The sequence below is a fragment of the Aquabacterium sp. T101 genome (assembly GCF_057219775.1).
Window position 1 is genome coordinate 89393 of record NZ_JBXVVZ010000009.1, and the last position, 16671, is coordinate 106063.

Here is a 16671-nt window from a genome sequence, read left to right on the forward strand (position 1 = left end):
ATGCCGGCCCGCGCAATGATGCAACACTCGACCGCATGCAACGTCGATCACTGCTGGGACTCGGCCTGGCCGGCGGGCTGGTGCTGGCTGCCGCCGGCGGCGGTGCGGCCTGGATGCTGCGCACGCCGGCCTGGCACCGGGGACAACTCTCGCCCGACGCCCGCGCGCTGCTCGGCGCCGTCGCGGTCTCCGTACTCGACGGCAGCCTGCCCGCGCAGGGCGACCCATTGCGCGAACCCGCCCTGAAGGCTCACCTCGAGCGCTTCGCGCGCGCGCTGGGCACCCTGTCGCCGGCCACGCAGGCGGAGGTGGATCAACTCCTGAGCGTGCTGAACACCGCACCGGGGCGGCGCCTGCTGGCCGGCCTGGCGTCACCGTGGCCGCAGGCCTCCAAGGCGGAGGTGGACGCTGCATTGCAGGCGATGCGGGTGTCGGACACGATGATCCGGCGTCAGGCCTACCACGCACTGCGCGACCTGACCCAGGCCGCGTACTTCTCCGACCCGGCCACCTGGGCCGCGCTGGGCTACCCCGGCCCGCATCCGCTGACAGGAGCCGCCGCATGAGTGCGCTGCCCGACCCGATCGCCGACGGCCTGGCGCGCGGCTGGCAGGTGCACGGGCCGGGCCACCAGCCGCTGCCCGAGTCCCTGGACTGCGACGTGGCCATCGTCGGCACCGGTGCCGGCGCCGGCATCACCGCCGAGCTGCTGACGGCGGCCGGCCTGCGCGTCGTGATGGTCGAGGAAGGGCCTCTCAAGTCCAGCCGCGACTTCCGCCAGCTCGAGTCCGAGGCCTATCCGTCGCTGTACCAGGAGGCCGCCGCGCGCAAGACCGCCGACAAGGCGATCAACATCCTGCAGGGCCGCTGCGTCGGCGGTTCGACCACGGTCAACTGGACCAGCTCCTTCCGCACGCCGTCGGCCACGCTGGCCTACTGGCGCGACCACTTCGGCCTGGCCGACTTCACCGACGACGCGCTGTCGCCCTGGTTCCTGAAGGCCGAGCGGCGCCTGCACATCGGTCCCTGGCTCGCCGCCCCCAACGAGAACAACGACCTGCTGCGCCGCGGTGCGCTCAAGCTCGGCATCTCCGCCGCGGCGATCCAGCGCAACGTCAAGGGCTGCTGGAACCTCGGCTCGTGCGGCATGGGCTGCCCCACCAACGCCAAGCAGTCGATGCTCGTTACCACGCTGCCCACCGCGCTCGACCGCGGTGCCGTGCTGCTGGTGCAGACCCGGGCCGAGCGGTTCCGGATCGAAGCCGGCCGCATCGCGGCGCTCGAATGTGCCGCCGCTGCAGCCGCCGACGGCCCGCCGCCGGCGCGAACGCGCATCGTCGCGCGCCACTACGTGCTCGCCGCCGGGGCGATCAACTCGCCGGCCCTGCTGTTGCGCAGTGCCGCGCCGGACCCGCATGGCCTGCTCGGCCGGCGCACCTTCCTGCATCCGGTGGTGGCGTCGGTGGCCGCGTTCGGGCATCGGGTCGCCGGCTGGGAAGGCGCGCCGCAGACGATCTACAGCGACCACTTCCTGGACCTGCATCCGGTCGACGGCCCGATGGGCTACAAGCTCGAGGCGCCGCCGCTGCATCCGCTGCTGTTCTCCACGTCCATCGTCGGCTTCGGGCGTTCGGCCGCGCAACGCATGGCTGAGTTCGCGCAGACGCACGCCCTGCTGGCCCTGCTGCGCGACGGCTTCCATCCCCAGTCGCCCGGCGGCCGCGTCACGTTGCGCCGCGACGGTTCGGCCGAACTCGACTACCCGCTCACCGACTTCGTCATGGAAGGCGCGCGCCGCGCGCTGCTGTCGATGGCGGAGATCCAGTTCGCGGCAGGCGCGCGGCACGTCGGCGTGGGTCACGAGACCGCACCGATCTACACCCGCTGGGACGAGGCGCGCGAGGGCATCGCCGCGCTGCCGATGAAGCCGCTGCTGGCCAAGGTGTTCAGCGCGCACGTGATGGGCGGCTGCGCCCTGGCCGCCGACGCGGGCCGCGGCGTGCTTCGGCCGGACGGCGTGCACTGGCAGATCGACAACCTGTCGGTGCACGACGGGTCGATCTTCCCGACCAGCATCGGCGCCAATCCGCAGCTGTCGATCTACGGCATCGTCAACAAGCTGGCCACCGGGCTGGCGCGACGGCTGACGGGTCGCGACGTGGCCCTGCTCGCCGCGTGACCGCGAAGCTCCAGCGCATCACCGTCGCGCTGCTGCTGTTCGCGGCGCTGCTGTGGCTGGCCTTCCAGGGCTGGCGGGGGAACTGGCTGCTCGGCCTCGTCGGTGCCTTCGTGCTGCTCAACGTCCAGCCGCTGGTGCTGGCCTTCGAGTTCTTCGTGCTGGTGCCCTGGATCAACCGCCGCGACGGTGCGCCGCGTGCGTCCTGGCGCCAGCTGTGGACCGCGTGGTGCGTCGAGTCCTTCACCGCGCATGCCGTCTTCTCGTGGCGCCAGCCGTTCCGCGCCGCGGCCTGCCCGGACACGCTGGGCCTGCCGCAGGCGGCGGGGCGGCGGCCCGTGGTGCTGGTGCACGGCTTCTTCTGCAATCGTGGCCTGTGGAACCCCTGGGCGCGGCGCCTGCAGGCGCTGGGCATCCCGCACGAAGCCGTCAACCTGGAGCCGCCGTTCGCCGCCATCGACGCGTTCGTGCCGATCATCGACGCCGCCGTGGCGCGGGCGCGCGAGTCCACCGGGCTGGCGCCCGTGCTGGTCGGGCACAGCATGGGCGGCCTGGCGATCCGGGCCTGGTGCCGCCAGCGCGGCAACGAGGCGGTGGCGCTGACGGCGCGCATCGTCACCATCGGCTCGCCGCACGCCGGCACGTTCACCGCGCGCTTCGCGCGGGCCGACAACGCGCGCCAGATGGGTCTGGACAGCGACTGGCTGCGCGCGCTCCACGAGGCCGAGGCGCCCGAGCTGCGCTCGCACTTCACCTGCTTCTGGAGCCACTGCGACAACGTCGTGATGCCCGCGTCCACCGCCACGCTGCCGGGAGCGGACAACCGACACCTGCCCGGGCAGGCCCATGTGGCGATGGTGTTCGCCGAGCCCGTGTTCGACGAGGTGCTGCGCCTGGCCGCCCCCGGCCCGGCGCCGCTCAGTTCGCGCTGAAGGTGCGCTCGCCCGGCAGCACGACGCCGGCGTCCACCGTGGGCAGCGCCCGCACCTCGCGGTACACCGGGGTGAAGTCCGGCGCGGTGGCCTCGAACAGCTGGTCGAACGAGTCGATCACGAAGTAGTTGGCCTGGAAGCTGTCGATCCGGTAGCGCGTGCGCATCAGGCGCTTCAGGTCGAAGCCCACCCGCTTCGGCGCCGCGCTGCCCACGCTGTACGCCAGCTCGCCCGCCGACGACAGGATGCCGGCGCCGTAGGCGCGCAGGCCCTGCGGCGTGGCGATCAGGCCGAACTCCACCGTGTACCAGTACAGCCGCGCCAGCAGCTCGCAGGCGTCTAGACGGCTGGCTTTGAGCCCGCCCGCGCCATAGGCCTGCATGTAGTCGGCGAACACCGGGTCGAACAGCAGCGGCACATGGCCGAACAGGTCGTGGAACACGTCCGGCTCGACGATGTAGTCGAACTCGTCCGGCCGGCGCAGCCAGTCCGTCACCGGGAAGCGCCGCGCCGCCAGCAGGGCGAAGAACGCCTCCTCGGGGATCAGCCCCGGCACGGCCACGATCTGCCAGCCCGTGGCCCGGTGCAGGCGCTCCGACACGGCGTCGAAGCGCGGCACCCGGTCGGGGTCGCCGAGCTGGCCGATCGCGGTGATGAACTCGTCGCAGGCGCGGCCCTGCAGTTGGCCGACCTGCCGCGCATGCAGGCGCCGGTAGGTGTCGTGGTCCTGCGCGGTGTACTGGGCGTAGTCCTGCTCGCAGGTGTAGTCGGGGCGCGCGCGCGAGTAGTCGCCGCGCGGAGGGCGGTCGCCTTCGCCGTAGGTGACGGGGGCCACCCCGGCATTGACGGCCTTGGAGCTGCCGGCCGCCTGCATGGTCAGGCCTTGGTGAGCACGCCGCGGCGCATCTGGTCGAGCTCCATGCTCTCGAACAGGGCCTTGAAGTTGCCTTCGCCGAAGCCCTGGTCGCCCTTGCGCTGGATGAACTCGAAGAAGATCGGGCCGAGCTGGTTCTCGCTGAAGATCTGCAGCAGCAGCTCGCCGGCCTTGCCGTCGATCAGGATCTTGCGCCGGCGCAGCTCGGCCACGTCCTCGCCGTGGCCGGGGATGCGGCGGTCCACCAGCTCGTAGTAGGTGTCGATCGTGTCGAGCAGCGACACGCCACTCTCGCGCAGCCGGTCCACCGTGCGCAGCAGGTCGGTCGAGCCGAGGGCGATGTGCTGGATGCCTTCGCCGTGGTAGCGGTCGAGGTACTCCTGGATCTGTCCCGGCTTGTCGTTGCCTTCCTCGTTGATCGGGATGCGGATCTTTCCGCAGGGGCTGGTCATCGCCTTGCTCTTCACGCCGGTGACCTGGCCCTCGATGTCGAAGTAGCGGATCTCGCGGAAGTTGAACAGCCGCTCGTAGAAGCCGGCCCACTCGCCCATGCGGCCGCGATGCACGTTGTGGGTGAGGTGGTCGATGTAGGTCAGCCCGAAGCCCTCGGGCTGCAGCGCGTCGGCCCCCACGCCGGGCAGCGGCTCGAAGTCCACGTCGAAGAAGCCGATGTTGCCGATGTCGCCGGGCTGCGCGCCGTTCTTGCCGCGCCAGCGATCGACGAAGTAGATCAGCGAGTCGCCGATGCCCTTGATCGCCGGGATGTTCAGCTCGCCCGGGCCGGCCTGTCCGGCATAGCCCCAGGCGCCCTGCGACAGCGCGCGCTCGTAGGCCGACTTGGCGTCCTTGACGCGGAAGGCGATCGCGCAGATCGACGGCCCGTGCAGGCGCGCAAAACGCTGGGCGAACGAGTCCGGCTCGGCATTGACGATGAAGTTGATCTCGCCCTGGCGGTACAGCACCACGTTCTTGTGGCGGTGCCGCGCGATCGGGCGAAAGCCCATGCGCGCGAACAGCGCGCCCATCGCCGCCGGGTCCGGCGCGGCGTACTCGATGAACTCGAACCCGTCGGTGCCCATCGGGTTGTCCCAGGGAGTGAACTGCATGGTCGGCCTCGCGTGCGGCGTTGGGATGCGTGACTCTAGGGTCGTGCCGGCGCAGGATTTCTGCAAGTCGCGGCCTCTTGACCGCAAAATTTGCAGGAAATCTGCAAAACTAAGGCCATGGAAGGCCCAATCACGCTCGACACGATCGATCGACGCATTCTTCGCGCGCTGCAGCGCGACGGGCGGATCACCTACGACGTGCTGGCCCAGGAGGTGGGCCTGTCGCCGTCGGCGGCGCTGCGGCGCGTCAAGCGCCTGGAGGAGTCGGGGGCGGTGGCCGGCTACGTGGCGCTGCTGTCGCCCGAGCGCGTGGGGCTGCCGCTCACGGCCTACCTCAACGTGCGGCTGGAAAAGCACACCGAGCGCCACAAGCGCAATCCGATGGACCTGTTCCGCGCCTCGGTGCAGACCTGGCCCGAGGTGGTGGAGTGCGCCTCGCTCACCGGCGAGATGGACTACCTGCTGCGCGTGGTGGTGCAGGACATGGCGCACTACTCGCGCTTCATCATGGACACGCTGCTCAAGCACCCGAGCGTGCAGGACTGCAAGACCAGCTTCGTGCTCGACCGGGTCAAGAACACGACGGCCCTGCCGCTGTAGCGGCGTCGGGCCGGGCGGCGCTCAGCCGTCGGACTCGTCGATGTCGTGCAGCAGGCGCAGCGTCGGGCCGGCGCCCAGCTGCAGCAGCGCGGAGATGTCGGCCACGTCGTCGGGCAGGGCCGCGTTGTCCCAGCCCGTGGCCGTGTGGCGCGCCACGCGCACTGCCAGCAGCACGTACTTCACCTGGGTGCGGTCGGCATGCTTGTCGCCGTCGAGCTGGATCAGCAGCTCGGGCAGGCGCCAGGACTTCATCAGCAGCTGCTGCAGTTCGCCCAGCGTGATGCCCAGCACGTCGCGCTGGGCGGTGGCCGAGCGCAGCGCGGGGTCCGCGCGCTGGCGCCGCGCGATCTCCAGCGCTAGGCCGGGTGCGTGGCACCACAGCAGCAGCTCGGCGAAGTCGTGCAGCAGCGCCGCCTCGTGGATCACGGCGGCGTCGGGGTCGAGACGGTGGGCGGCGAAGCCCAGCGCGAAGCGGGCGGCCCGGTGCGATCGGCTCAGCACCGCCTGCGCGCCGGCCAGCGCCTCGGGTTCGTCGGCCAGCGTGGCCTCCACGGTGGTCAGCTCGGCGAACTGTCGGAAGAAGGGGCCGACGCCCATCAGCACCAGCGCGCCGGTGACGGTCTCGACATCGGTGGCGCGACGGCTGGTCATGCCCACGTGCGAAAGCACCTTGAGCGTCATCAGAGGATCGTTGCCCACGGCCTCGGCCAGCAGGTGCGCGTCGACCGCGTCCTCGTTGGTGGCGAGCTCGGCCACTTCGGCAGCCGTGCGGGCCAGCACCGGGATCGGCGCGCTGCGCATCCACGCCGCCCACGCGCCCAGGCTTGACGGCGGGGCATGCAGGCGGGGGGGCGTGTCGACGGCGGTGTTCATGAGGGGGCCTCGTCACCGTTATCGGCGCCGGCCGCGGGGGCTTGAGCCCCGCGGCCGGCGCGGATCACAGGCGCGTCACGCCGGGCAGCAGCGCGACCAGCACGCCATCAGCGTAGAGCGCGCCTTCCGGCGCGCCGGCTTCGGCGTGGAACTCCAGTTGCGGCAGCACCGCCGGGGCGGGCAGCGCGGGCGCCGCGATCCGGCGTGCCAGACGCGACAGCCAGCGGCTGGCACGGCGCAGCACGGCGGCAGCGACGCTGCGGGCGAGGTGGGAAGCACCGCTCGCCGGGGCGAGCGCGGGGGACATCAGGGCGCGGGGTGACATGGCGGGTCTCCTGGGCACCGGGCAGGCGGTGCCTCGATGCAGTCATGGATGGGGTGGGTGTTCCTTGGCGGTCAGGCGCTCGAGTTCGCGACGCAGGGTGCGTGCGTCCTTCTGGCGCTGGGCGCCGCGTGCCGGACCGTGCGGCCCGGCATGGCGCTGATGGGCCAGACGGGCGACCGGGTTGCGCGGCGCGACGCGGGGAAGGGTGATCTTCATGAAACGGACTCCTGTGGATGAACGACAAAGCAAAAGGCCCGGGGCATTGCTGCACCCGGGCCTTGGGGCCGACGTCGTGCGCGACTAGGTGGCAGCGACGGCGGCACCCGCTCCGGGCAGGGCGGCAGACTGGAAGACGGCATGGCCGACCGCGCAACGGCGGTGGGTGCGACCCATTCGGTTGTCAGGGGACATGCGGCTCCAGGCGGACGGGGTTGAGGGGCGGGGTGTCATCGCACGGGAGCCGACAGGCCCGGAAGCGACTTGCGCGCATGATAAACAATTGATTATCTTGCGCAAGGCCCCTTTCCCCCAAGAACAAGGGATTCGGGCGTCAGCGCTTCTTTTGTCGCAGCGGTGCGACACCGGTGCGCGTCTTCTGCCACAGGCTCGTGTCGTCGCCCGCGGCCGGGCGCGGCGGCGGAGACGGCGCCGTGGGTCCGGGCGCCGCGGGCATCAGCACTTCGCCGAGCAGGTCGAGCAGGCGGTTGCGGGCGCGCTGCGGGTGGCGGCGGTAGTAGGTGAGCACCAGGCCGACGATGAAGCGCTCGTCGTCGTCCACCGGCAGCGGGCTGTCGGACGGCGGCTCCGGCGCTGCCGGCGCGGGCGCCGTGCGGCGCGGGTCGGCGGCGGCGGCGGCGGCGCCGGCCCCGTGGTCCTGGTCCATCCAGCCTACGGGCTTGTGCGTGAGTTGCTCGAACTGCCGCGCCAGGCGCTCGCCGATCTGGCGCGAGCGGCTCTTGATCTGGCTCCAGTAGCTGGGCTGGATCTGCAGGCGCTCGGCGAAGCGACGCTCGAGCCCGCGCAGGGTGGCGGCGTCCGGGTCCTTCACGGTGGCGCGCACGAACTCGTCGAACAGGCGCATCGCGTTGTCGAGGCGGGTCTGCGCCACGTCGCGCATCGGAAGGGTCATGCCTCGATGATAAAGGCGTGTTGACCCCTCCGGTCGCTACGATCGCCCCGATGAAGACCGTGCTGCTGCCCGGAGGCGCCGTCTGCCCGGCCCTGGGGCTGGGAACCTGGCGCCTGGGCGAATCGGCGTCCGCCCGCCGCTCGGAGGTCGACGCGGTAAGAGGTGCCCTGGATCTGGGCTACCGCCTGATCGACACCGCCGAGATGTACGGCGACGGCGGGGCCGAGACGGTGGTCGGCGAGGCCCTCGGCGACGCCCTGCGGCTCGGCGGCCTGCGCCGCGAGGACATGTTCGTCGTCAGCAAGGTGCTGCCGCACCACGCCAGCCGCCGCGGCGTGGCCCGGGCCTGCGACGCGAGCCGGCGCCGGCTCGGGCTGGACCGCATCGACCTGTACCTGCTGCACTGGCCCGGGCCGCATCCGCTGCAGGACACGGTGGCCGGCTTCGTCGACCTGCTGGCCGCGGGCGCCATCGGCCACTGGGGCGTGAGCAATTTCGACCGGGCCGCGATGCAGGCGCTGGTGGCGCTGCCGCAGGGCGACGGCTGTGCCGCCAACCAGGTCTGGTACTCGCTCGGCGAGCGCGGCGCGGACTTCGACCTGCTGCCGTGGCATCGCTCCCGTCGCCTGCCGCTGATGGCCTACAGCCCGATCGACCAGGGCGCCCTGGCCGGCCATGCCGGCCTGGCGGCGCTGGCCCGCAGCCTGGGCGTGACGGCCGCGCAACTGGCGCTGGCGTGGACGCTGCGCCATGATTTCACGGTGTCGATCCCCAAGGCCGTGCGCGAGGCCCACCTTCGCGACAACCTCGCGGCCGCGGACCTGGTGCTCGACGCCGCCACGCTGACGGCACTGGACGCCCTGTTCGCGCCGCCGCGTCGGGCCCGTCCGCTGTCCGTCAACTAGCGCTGCCCAGCGCCGCCCGGGAGGTACCGACCATGACCGCACCCCGCCTGCGATCGATCGACAAGCACATCGAGGTTCCCGCCTCCGTGCACGCTGTCTGGGCGGCGTGGACCACGCGCGAGGGCATCGTGAGCTTCCTCGCGCCGGACGCCCGCGTCGAGGCGCGCGTCGGCGGGCCGTTCGAGATCTACTTCGACCCCCTGGCGCCCGCCGGCACCCGGGGCGCCGACGACATGCGCTTCATGGCGCTGCAGCCTCCCTCGATGCTCAGCTTCGACTGGAACGCACCGCCGCACCTGGCCGAGGCGCGCGCCCAGCGCACCTTCGTGATGGTGCGCCTGTCGGCGGTGTCGGACGGGCTCACGCAGGTGCACCTGCACCACACCGGCTGGGGCGACGGGGGCCAGTGGGACGAGGCCCTGGCCTACTTCGACCGGGCCTGGGGCTTCGTGCTCGACAGCCTGCGTCACCTTTTCGAGCACGGCCCGGTGGACTGGGCGCCGCGCCTGGAACAACTTCGCGCGATGCATGCCGAGGCCGCGCCGGACACGCCCGGCACGGCACCGGGCGCGACAAAGTAACGCGGCGGCCCGCGGCGGCCGCGGGACACTGGCGCCGGAAAGCCGGCCGTCCGCCCGGCCCGGAGCCGCGCCCGTGAGTTTTCTTGACGAACTCAAGCTCGTCACAAGAGCCCTGCAGCAGGACACCTCGACCGACCCCGAGGTGCAGCAGCGCAATCACCGGCTGGCCAACGAGGCCTGCCGCACGGCGCACGACTACTGGAACGAGCTGTGCGTCCACCTCAACGTGATCCAGGCGCCCAGCACCGCGCGCTACGCCGTCGACGGGCGCCAGCCCCTGCAGGGGCTGGTGTGCCGCAACTTCCGCGTCGCGCCGCACCTGCGCCTGGTGCCCGGCGGCACGGCGGAGTACGACGCCGTGGTGCTGGTGTGGCAGGCCATCGGCACCCAGCGCCAGCGCATCGAGAAGCAGCTGCCCCACGACATCGAGCGGGTCCGTGCCAACCTGCGCCACGGCAACATCCCGGTGCACGAGGACGGTCTGCGCCAGCCGGGGACGGGGCGCCTGCAGGGCACGGCCTTCGAGTTCATTCCCGACGTCACCGCCAGTGTGCGCGTGCAGCCGCTGCACGACTCGGGGCGGGTGCGGATCACCTTCGTCAACGTCGACCAGCTCGAGCGCGTCGAGGCGGAGTTCCCCGCGGTGGGCCTGCGCAGCCGCCTGCTCGACGACATCGGTCGCTGGATCGTCGGCCAGCCGCACCAGACCCTCGAGTACGCCGCCGAGGTCAAGCGTTTCCTGCCCTGACGGTCGCCCGCACGGCTCTGCCTAGAATCGCCCGATGATCCTTCGGGCCTGGCGCGTCGCGCTGTCCACCGCCGCGTGCTGCCTGGCCCTGGGGCTGGGGACGGTCACGGCCCGTGCGGCCGACGCCCGCAAGCCCGCCGCCGAAGCGACGGTGCCGGTGTCGGCCGGCGGCCAGCGCGTGTTCGACGACACGCGCACCAAGCTGCTGCAGGTGCGCACGCTGCTGCGCGACCAGGACAGCCAGGCGTCGGTCGGCTCGGGCTTCGTCGTGGCCGCCGAGGGGCTGGCCATCACCAACTACCACGTCGTCAGCCAGTTCGCGCTGCGCCCGTCGCGCTACCGGCTCAGCTACACCATGGCCGACGGCACCTCGGGCACCGTGCAGCTGCTGGCGGTGGACACGGTGCACGACCTGGCGCTGGTGCGGCTGGTGCCGCCCGAGGGCCGGCCCGCCGCCGCGCTGCCGGCGCTCGCGTTCCGGCCCGCGGCCCTGCCGCTGGCGCGCGGCGAGCGCATCTACTCGATGGGCAACCCGCTGGACGTGGGTTTCGCCATCGTCGAGGGCAACTACAACGGGCTGGTCGAGCGCAGCTACCTGCCGCAGATCTTCTTCGCCGGCTCGCTCAACCCGGGCATGAGCGGCGGGCCGGCGCTGGACGCCGCCGGCCGCGTGGTGGGCATCAACGTCGCGGCGCGGCGCGACGGCGAGCAGGTGAGCTTCCTGGTGCCGGCGCAGTTCGCCGAGCAGCTGCTCGAGCGCGGACGCACCGCCGCGCCGATGCAGGGCGCGGCGCATGCCGAGATCACGCGCCAGCTCAAGGCGCACCAGGCCGGCCTCGTGGAGCGCTTCATCGCCCAGCCCTGGCGCAGCGCCAACCACGCGCGCTACCGCGTGCCCGTGCCGCAGGAGACCTTCATGCGCTGCTGGGGCAGCACCTCGCCGGCGCGCGACAAGCAGCTGCAGTTCGAGCGCAGCGACTGCGTCATGGACAGCTCCGTCTTCGTCACCGACGCGCTGCTCACCGGAGCGCTGACGGTGCGCCACGAGGCCTACGACGGCAGCAAGCTCGGGGCGCTGCGCTTCGCCCGCATGTACACCGACAGCTTCCGCAACGAGGGCTTCTTCAGCGGGTCCGCGGCCACCGCGCCGCAGTGCCGCGAGCGCTTCATCGACCGCGACGGCCTCGCGCTGCGCACCGTGGTGTGCCTGGCGGCGCTCAAGCGCTTCGACGGCCTGTTCAACCTGTCGGTGCTGACCACCACGGTGGACCATCCGACGCAGGGCGTCCAGGGCCGCCTCGACGCGCGCGGCGTCGACTTCGCCGGCGCGATGAAGCTGGTCGACCACTACCTGCAGGGCTTCGGCTGGACCCCGTCCGCCGCGCCCGGCGCCCCGGCCCGATGACGATGGCCACCGACTCCCTGCCCCCCGGCCTGACGCCGGAAGCGCCTGCGACCGTGCCGGCGCCGGCGTCGGCGCGCCTGGCGCAGGTCGAGCTGCTCGACGCCGACGGCCGCGTGCAGCAGGCCTGGGACGTGACGGCCTGGCCGGTCACGCTGGGGCGCGCGCTCGACAACCCGATCGTGCTGCACGACCCGCACGTGGCCGCGCACCACGCCCGGCTCGATGTCGACGCCGACGGGCGTGTCACGCTCGAGGCGCTCGCCAGCCGCAACGGCGCGCGCATCGACCAGGGGGCCGGCCCGCTCGCGCTGGCCGCCGGTGCGCGGGCCGTGCTGGCACCGCTGGCCACCTGGCAGCTTGGCGCCACCCGGCTGCGCGTGCGCCGGGCCAGCGACGCGCTGCCGGCCGAGCTGCCGCTGTCGGTGGCCGACGCGCCGCCGGCGCGGTGGATGACGCTGGCGCTGCTGGCGGCGATGCTGGCCTGGGCCGGCGGCACGCTGTGGCTGGAGTCCAATGCCGACGGCACCTGGGAGGACTACCTGCCCGGCCTGCTGGCGCTGCTGGGGGCCCTGGCGCTGTGGTCGGCGCTATGGGGCGTGGCGACCAAGATCTTCACGCGCCACTTCGTGCTGTTGCCGCACCTGGGCATCGTGTTGACCTGGTCGCTGGCGATCGTCGCCGGCGAGACCGCGCTGGCGCTGGTGGCGTTCATGTTCGACTGGCCCTGGGCCAGCCGGGCGCGCAGTCTCGTGGCCTGGGCGCTGGCGGCGGCCATGCTGGCGCAGCACCTGCGCATCGTGCTGCCGGCCCACGGACGCCGCATCGGCGTGGCCGTGGGCACCGTGGCGGCGCTGGGGCTCGGCTGGACGATGGCAATGCAGTGGCAGCGCACCGACCGCCTGTTCTCGGAGCTGTACACCGCCACGCTGCTGCCGCCGTCGTGGCGCGTGGCCGACGCCCAGCCGCCGCAGGCCCTGGTGGAGGACCTTCGCGCGCTCGAGGCGCCGCTGCTCGAGCAGGCGCGCAAGGCGGCGGCCAAGGACGCGGAGCCCTAGTCGCCCGCGCCACCGGACCGGCGCCGGCCGCGGCCCGGCGCCTCAGTCCTCGTCGTGCACCTGGTGCTGCGCCATCAGCTGGGCCTGCACCGTCGGCGGCACCGGGTCGTGGTGCGACAGCGCCAGCGCGTAGCGTCCCTGCCCGCTCGTCATCGCGTTGAGCCGGGACTGATAGCCCGCCAGCTCGGCCAGCGGCGCCAGGCCCCGCACCGTCACCTGGCCGGCGCCGGCGTTGCCGGTGCCGTTGACCTGGCCGCGCCGCGAGGACAGGTCGCCCGCGATGTCGCCCATGGCCTGCTCCGGCGCGGTGATCTCCACCCGCGCCACCGGCTCCAGCACGATCGGGCGCGCCGCCCGCACGGCCGCCATGAAGGCCTTGCGGCCGGCGGTGACGAAGGCGATCTCCTTGCTGTCCACGCTGTGGTGCTTGCCGTCGTACACGACCACGCGCACGTCCACCAGCGGGTAGCCGGCGATGACGCCGGCGGCCATCGCGTCGCGCACCCCCTTTTCCACCGCGGGGATGAACTGCGTCGGGATGGTGCCGCCCTTGACCTGGTCGACGAACTCGAAGCCCGCGCCGCGCGCCAGCGGCTCGACCTTGAGGAACACCTCGCCGAACTGGCCCGCACCGCCGGACTGCTTCTTGTGGCGGTGGTGCCCCTCGGCCGCAGCGGTGATGGTCTCGCGGTAGGCGATGCGCGGCGGCCGCGTGCTGACCTCGAACCGGTACACGTCGCGCAGCCGCTCCAGCAGCACGCGCAGGTGCAGCTCGCCCAGGCCGTAGACGATGGTCTCGTTGGTGGCGGCCACATGCTCCACCTTCAGGCACGGGTCCTCGTCGACCAGCTTGCCGAGGATCTCCCACATCCGCTGCTCGTCGCCGTGGCGCCGGGGCTCGATGGCCAGGCCGTGCACCGGCACCGGCAGGTCGAGCGGGCGCAGGTGGATGTGGTCGTCCTCGGCGGCGTCGTGCAGCACGGCGTCGTAGCGCAGGTCGTCCACCTTGGCCACGGCGACGATGTCGCCCGGAACCGCCCGGGCCACCTCGACGTGTTCCTTGCCCTGCAGCATGAACAGGTGGCCCACCTTGAACGGCTTGCGTCCGTCGCCGACGTAGAGCAGCGAGTCCTTCGTCACCGTGCCCTGGTGCACGCGGAAGACGCCCATGCGGCCGACGAAGGGGTCGACCGTCACCTTGAACACATGCGCCAGCACATGGGCCTGCGGGTCGGGGCGCGCCTGCAGCGGCTGCGCCTGCGCGTCTTCGCCCTGCAGGAACTCGGGCGGGTTGCCCTCGGCCGGGTGCGGCAGCAGCCGCTCGACCACGTCGAGCAACTCGCCCACGCCGGCGCCGCTGCGTGCCGACACGAAGCACACCGGGATCAGGTGGCCCTCGCGCAGCGCCTGCTCCAGCGGGGCGTGCAGCTCGGACGCGTCGATGTCGCCGTCGTTGAGGTAGCGGTCGACGAAGGCGGCGTCCACCTCCACCACCTGCTCCACCAGCGCGCGGTGCGCCGCCTCGACGCTGCCGAAGTCGCTGTGGCCGTCGCGGTTGTAGAAGCAGTCCACCACGCGCGTGGCGCCGGCGTCGGGCAGGTTCAGCGGCAGGCACTCCTTGCCGAACGTGGCCTGCACGTCGGCCAGCAGCTCGGCCAGCACGCCGGCCGCGGCGTCGATCTTGTTGACGATGATGAGCCGGTCGAGGTGGCGCTCGGCGGCGTAGTTCATCATCCGCACGGCCATCGGGTCGATGCCGGACACCTTCCAGGTGGCGGCGTTGATCACCACGGCGGCCGTCTCCACCGCTTCCAGCGCCGGCAGCGACTGGCCGACGAAGTCCGTCGCGCCCGGGGTGTCCAGCAGGTGCACGCGGATGCCGCCGTGCACCAGGTGCAGCACCGACGTGTTCAGCGAGTGCGCCATGCGGCGCTCGAGCGGGTCGAAGTCGCTGACCGTGGTGCCGCGGTCCAGGCTGCCCGGCGTGCCGATCATGCCGGCGCGCGCCAGCAGCGCCTCGGCCAGGCTGGTCTTGCCTGCGCCCTGCGGGCCGACGAGCGCCAGGGTCCGGATGCCGGTGGTGTCGATCGATGCACCCCCGGCGACAGATGGGCTGGGCATGGTGGGTCTCCTCGATGGCGGACCGACCCAGCCTAAGGGATCGGACCGGCCCGCACAAGGCGGCGCACCCGGCCTACTTGAGGCCCGACAAGTGCAGCGCCAGCCCGAGCACGGCGCAGACGACGATCACTTCGATGACGCCGCGGCGCCAGCGCATCAGGGCCGCCGCGGCGGCCAGCGCCAGCACGGCCGACGCGGCGTCGAAGGGCCCGCCGAAACCGGCCGGCCACAGCACGTGGATGCCGAAGAACAGGCCCAGGTTGAGCACCACGCCCACCACCGCCGCCGTGATCGCCGTCAACGGCCCGGTCAGGCGCAGTTCGCCGTGGGTCGACTCCACCAGCGGCGCCCCCGCCAGGATGAACACGAACGACGGCAGGAAGGTGAACCACGTGACCAGCACCGCGGCCAGCACGGCGGCCCAGGCCACGCGGTCGGGGCCGAGCAGGGCCGCCAGCTCGCTGCTCTGCCACGCGCCGACGAAGGCCACGAAGGCCACCACCATGATCAACGGGCCCGGCGTGGTCTCGCCCAGCGCCAGGCCGTCCATCATCTGCGTCGGCGTGACCCAGCCGTAGTGGCCGACGGCGCCCTGGTGCACGTAGGGCAGCACCGCGTAGGCGCCGCCGAAGGTCAGCAGCGCGGCCTTGGTGAAGAACCACGCCATCTGGGCATAGGTGCCGTGCCAGCCGGCCCAGGCCACCAGCAGCGCCATCGGCGCGGCCCACAACACGAGACCGGCGGCCACCACGCGGGCCAGGCGGGCGGCCGAGTGGCGCGCGTGCGGCGGCGGCGGCGTGTCGTCGTCGATCAGCGCCGGGCCGTAGCGGCGCGTGCCGGTGGCGTGGGCCGCACCGCCCGGCGCGAACCGGGCCGGCGCCACGCGGCTGCCGACGTAGCCCAGCGCGGCCGCGGCCAGCACGATGGCGGGAAACGGCACCTGGAACGCGAAGACCGCGACGAAGGCCAGGGCGGCGATCGCCCACAGCCAGGCGTCGTGCAGCGCACGCGAACCGATGCGCCAGGCCGCGTGCAGCACGATGGCGGTGACCGCCGGCTTGATGCCGTACAGCAGGCCCGCCACCACCGGCAGATCGCCGAAGGCCATGTAGATCCAGGCCAGGCCGGTCAGCAGCACCAGCGAGGGCAGCACGAAGAGCACGCCGGCGACGATGCCGCCGCGGGTGCGGTGCATCAGCCAGCCCAGGTAGGTGGCGAGCTGCTGCGCCTCGGGCCCGGGCAGCACCATGCAATAGTTCAGCGCATGCAGGAAGCGGCGCTCGCTGATCCAGCGCCTGCGCTCCACCAGCTCGGCATGCATGATCGCGATCTGCCCGGCGGGGCCGCCGAAGCTGACGAAGCCGAGCTTCAGCCAGAAGCGCAGCGCATCGGCAAAGCGCACCGGTGCAGGAGCTTCGTCGGCGGACATCGCCGCACCTTAACCGATGGCCCGGGCGCGGCGGACGGCGCTCAGAGGCTGATCGCGCTGGTGAAGGTGAGGCGGTTGCCGAAGGGGTCGGTGACCGTCATGTCGCGCGTGCCCCAGGGCATGGCGTGCACGGCGGGACGCACGTTCGGATGGCCCCTGGCGGCCAGTTCGGCCCGCAGCGCGTCGATGTCGTCCACCGCGATGCGCACCGCGGCGCCGGGGCTGGCGTCGCCATGGTGCTCGGACAGGTGCAGCTCGCAGCCGCCGCGGCGCAGGCCCAGGTACAGCGGCATGCCGGGCTCGAACCGGTGCTCGAACAGCACCTCGAAGCCGAGGTAGCGCACGTAGAAGTCGCGCGCCCGCGCCTCGTCGAAGCTGCGCAGGATGGGTGTGACCGGGCCGATGCTCATGC

At 72.5% G+C, this 16671-nt stretch carries 18 protein-coding genes; 9 read left to right on the plus strand and 9 right to left on the minus strand.

Features of this window, described 5'->3' with window-relative positions:
* Positions 1-35 precede the first annotated feature (35 nt).
* Genes AC2EAQ_RS17805 through AC2EAQ_RS17815 form a run of 3 tightly spaced genes read left to right on the plus strand, consistent with a single transcriptional unit; the run spans position 36 to position 3108 of the window.
* Positions 36-566 (plus strand): hypothetical protein, encoded by a 531-nt coding sequence (locus tag AC2EAQ_RS17805; protein ID WP_484645774.1) that lies wholly within the window; start codon positions 36-38, stop codon positions 564-566.
* Positions 563-2179 carry a GMC family oxidoreductase N-terminal domain-containing protein gene (locus AC2EAQ_RS17810; RefSeq protein ID WP_484645775.1) on the plus strand — a complete coding sequence of 539 codons (1617 nt, stop codon included), beginning with the start codon at positions 563-565 and terminating at the stop codon, positions 2177-2179. Before AC2EAQ_RS17805 ends, AC2EAQ_RS17810 begins: the two co-directional genes overlap by 4 nt.
* Positions 2176-3108, plus strand: a complete 933-nt coding sequence (locus tag AC2EAQ_RS17815) for an esterase/lipase family protein (protein WP_484645776.1) — start codon at positions 2176-2178, stop codon at positions 3106-3108. Before AC2EAQ_RS17810 ends, AC2EAQ_RS17815 begins: the two co-directional genes overlap by 4 nt.
* Here AC2EAQ_RS17815 and phhA read toward each other — a convergent pair.
* Both phhA and hppD read right to left on the minus strand, forming a co-directional pair.
* The gene (gene phhA, locus AC2EAQ_RS17820) at positions 3095-3982 is read right to left on the minus strand and encodes a phenylalanine 4-monooxygenase (protein WP_484645777.1); all 888 of its coding nucleotides are present in this window, start codon (positions 3980-3982) and stop codon (positions 3095-3097) included. The genes AC2EAQ_RS17815 and phhA overlap by 14 nt on opposite strands.
* Before the next feature lie 2 nt (positions 3983-3984).
* Complete coding sequence (gene hppD, locus AC2EAQ_RS17825) at positions 3985-5088, minus strand: 4-hydroxyphenylpyruvate dioxygenase (protein WP_484645778.1); 1104 nt, start codon at positions 5086-5088, stop codon at positions 3985-3987.
* A 117-nt stretch (positions 5089-5205) separates the two neighbouring features.
* Between hppD and AC2EAQ_RS17830 the strand changes: the two genes are divergently transcribed.
* Positions 5206-5688 carry an Lrp/AsnC family transcriptional regulator gene (locus AC2EAQ_RS17830; protein WP_484645779.1) on the plus strand — a complete coding sequence of 161 codons (483 nt, stop codon included), beginning with the start codon at positions 5206-5208 and terminating at the stop codon, positions 5686-5688.
* Positions 5689-5709: 21 nt separating this feature from the next.
* Here AC2EAQ_RS17830 and AC2EAQ_RS17835 read toward each other — a convergent pair whose 3' ends face one another.
* From AC2EAQ_RS17835 to AC2EAQ_RS17850, 4 genes are all read right to left on the minus strand, one after another.
* A complete protein-coding gene (locus tag AC2EAQ_RS17835) occupies positions 5710-6561 on the minus strand; it encodes an HDOD domain-containing protein (protein WP_484645780.1) in 852 nt (283 codons plus the stop codon).
* Between the two features lie 64 nt (positions 6562-6625).
* Positions 6626-6886 carry a hypothetical protein gene (locus AC2EAQ_RS17840; RefSeq protein WP_484645781.1) on the minus strand — a complete coding sequence of 87 codons (261 nt, stop codon included), beginning with the start codon at positions 6884-6886 and terminating at the stop codon, positions 6626-6628.
* A gap of 42 nt (positions 6887-6928) precedes the next feature.
* Positions 6929-7102: a hypothetical protein gene (locus tag AC2EAQ_RS17845; RefSeq protein ID WP_484645782.1), complete on the minus strand. Its 174-nt coding sequence runs from the start codon at positions 7100-7102 to the stop codon at positions 6929-6931.
* Positions 7103-7436: 334 nt separating this feature from the next.
* A complete protein-coding gene (locus AC2EAQ_RS17850) occupies positions 7437-8015 on the minus strand; it encodes a hypothetical protein (protein ID WP_484645783.1) in 579 nt (192 codons plus the stop codon).
* Between the two features lie 50 nt (positions 8016-8065).
* Between AC2EAQ_RS17850 and AC2EAQ_RS17855 the strand changes: the two genes are divergently transcribed.
* The 5 genes from AC2EAQ_RS17855 to AC2EAQ_RS17875 all read left to right on the plus strand — a co-directional run bounded on the left by AC2EAQ_RS17855 (position 8066) and on the right by AC2EAQ_RS17875 (position 12709).
* Positions 8066-8920, plus strand: a complete 855-nt coding sequence (locus tag AC2EAQ_RS17855) for an aldo/keto reductase (protein WP_484645784.1) — start codon at positions 8066-8068, stop codon at positions 8918-8920.
* A gap of 32 nt (positions 8921-8952) precedes the next feature.
* Positions 8953-9501, plus strand: coding sequence for an SRPBCC family protein (locus AC2EAQ_RS17860; RefSeq protein WP_484645785.1), 549 nt, complete (start codon positions 8953-8955; stop codon positions 9499-9501).
* A gap of 73 nt (positions 9502-9574) precedes the next feature.
* Complete coding sequence (locus tag AC2EAQ_RS17865) at positions 9575-10249, plus strand: hypothetical protein (protein WP_484645786.1); 675 nt, start codon at positions 9575-9577, stop codon at positions 10247-10249.
* A 34-nt stretch (positions 10250-10283) separates the two neighbouring features.
* Positions 10284-11654, plus strand: coding sequence for a S1C family serine protease (locus AC2EAQ_RS17870; RefSeq protein ID WP_484645787.1), 1371 nt, complete (start codon positions 10284-10286; stop codon positions 11652-11654).
* 2 nt (positions 11655-11656) lie between these two features.
* The gene (locus tag AC2EAQ_RS17875; protein WP_484645788.1) at positions 11657-12709 is read left to right on the plus strand and encodes an FHA domain-containing protein; all 1053 of its coding nucleotides are present in this window, start codon (positions 11657-11659) and stop codon (positions 12707-12709) included.
* A 42-nt stretch (positions 12710-12751) separates the two neighbouring features.
* Here the strand turns inward: AC2EAQ_RS17875 and fusA are convergent, their stop codons facing one another.
* The 3 genes from fusA to AC2EAQ_RS17890 form a co-directional block, all read right to left on the minus strand.
* On the minus strand, positions 12752-14830 hold the full coding sequence (gene fusA / locus AC2EAQ_RS17880; RefSeq protein WP_484645789.1) for an elongation factor G: 2079 nt from the start codon (positions 14828-14830) through the stop codon (positions 12752-12754).
* Positions 14831-14903: 73 nt separating this feature from the next.
* Positions 14904-16259 (minus strand): chromate efflux transporter, encoded by a 1356-nt coding sequence (gene chrA / locus AC2EAQ_RS17885; RefSeq protein ID WP_484645790.1) that lies wholly within the window; start codon positions 16257-16259, stop codon positions 14904-14906.
* 41 nt (positions 16260-16300) lie between these two features.
* Positions 16301-16669, minus strand: coding sequence for a glyoxalase superfamily protein (locus AC2EAQ_RS17890; RefSeq protein WP_484645791.1), 369 nt, complete (start codon positions 16667-16669; stop codon positions 16301-16303).
* Positions 16670-16671: the final 2 nt, after the last annotated feature.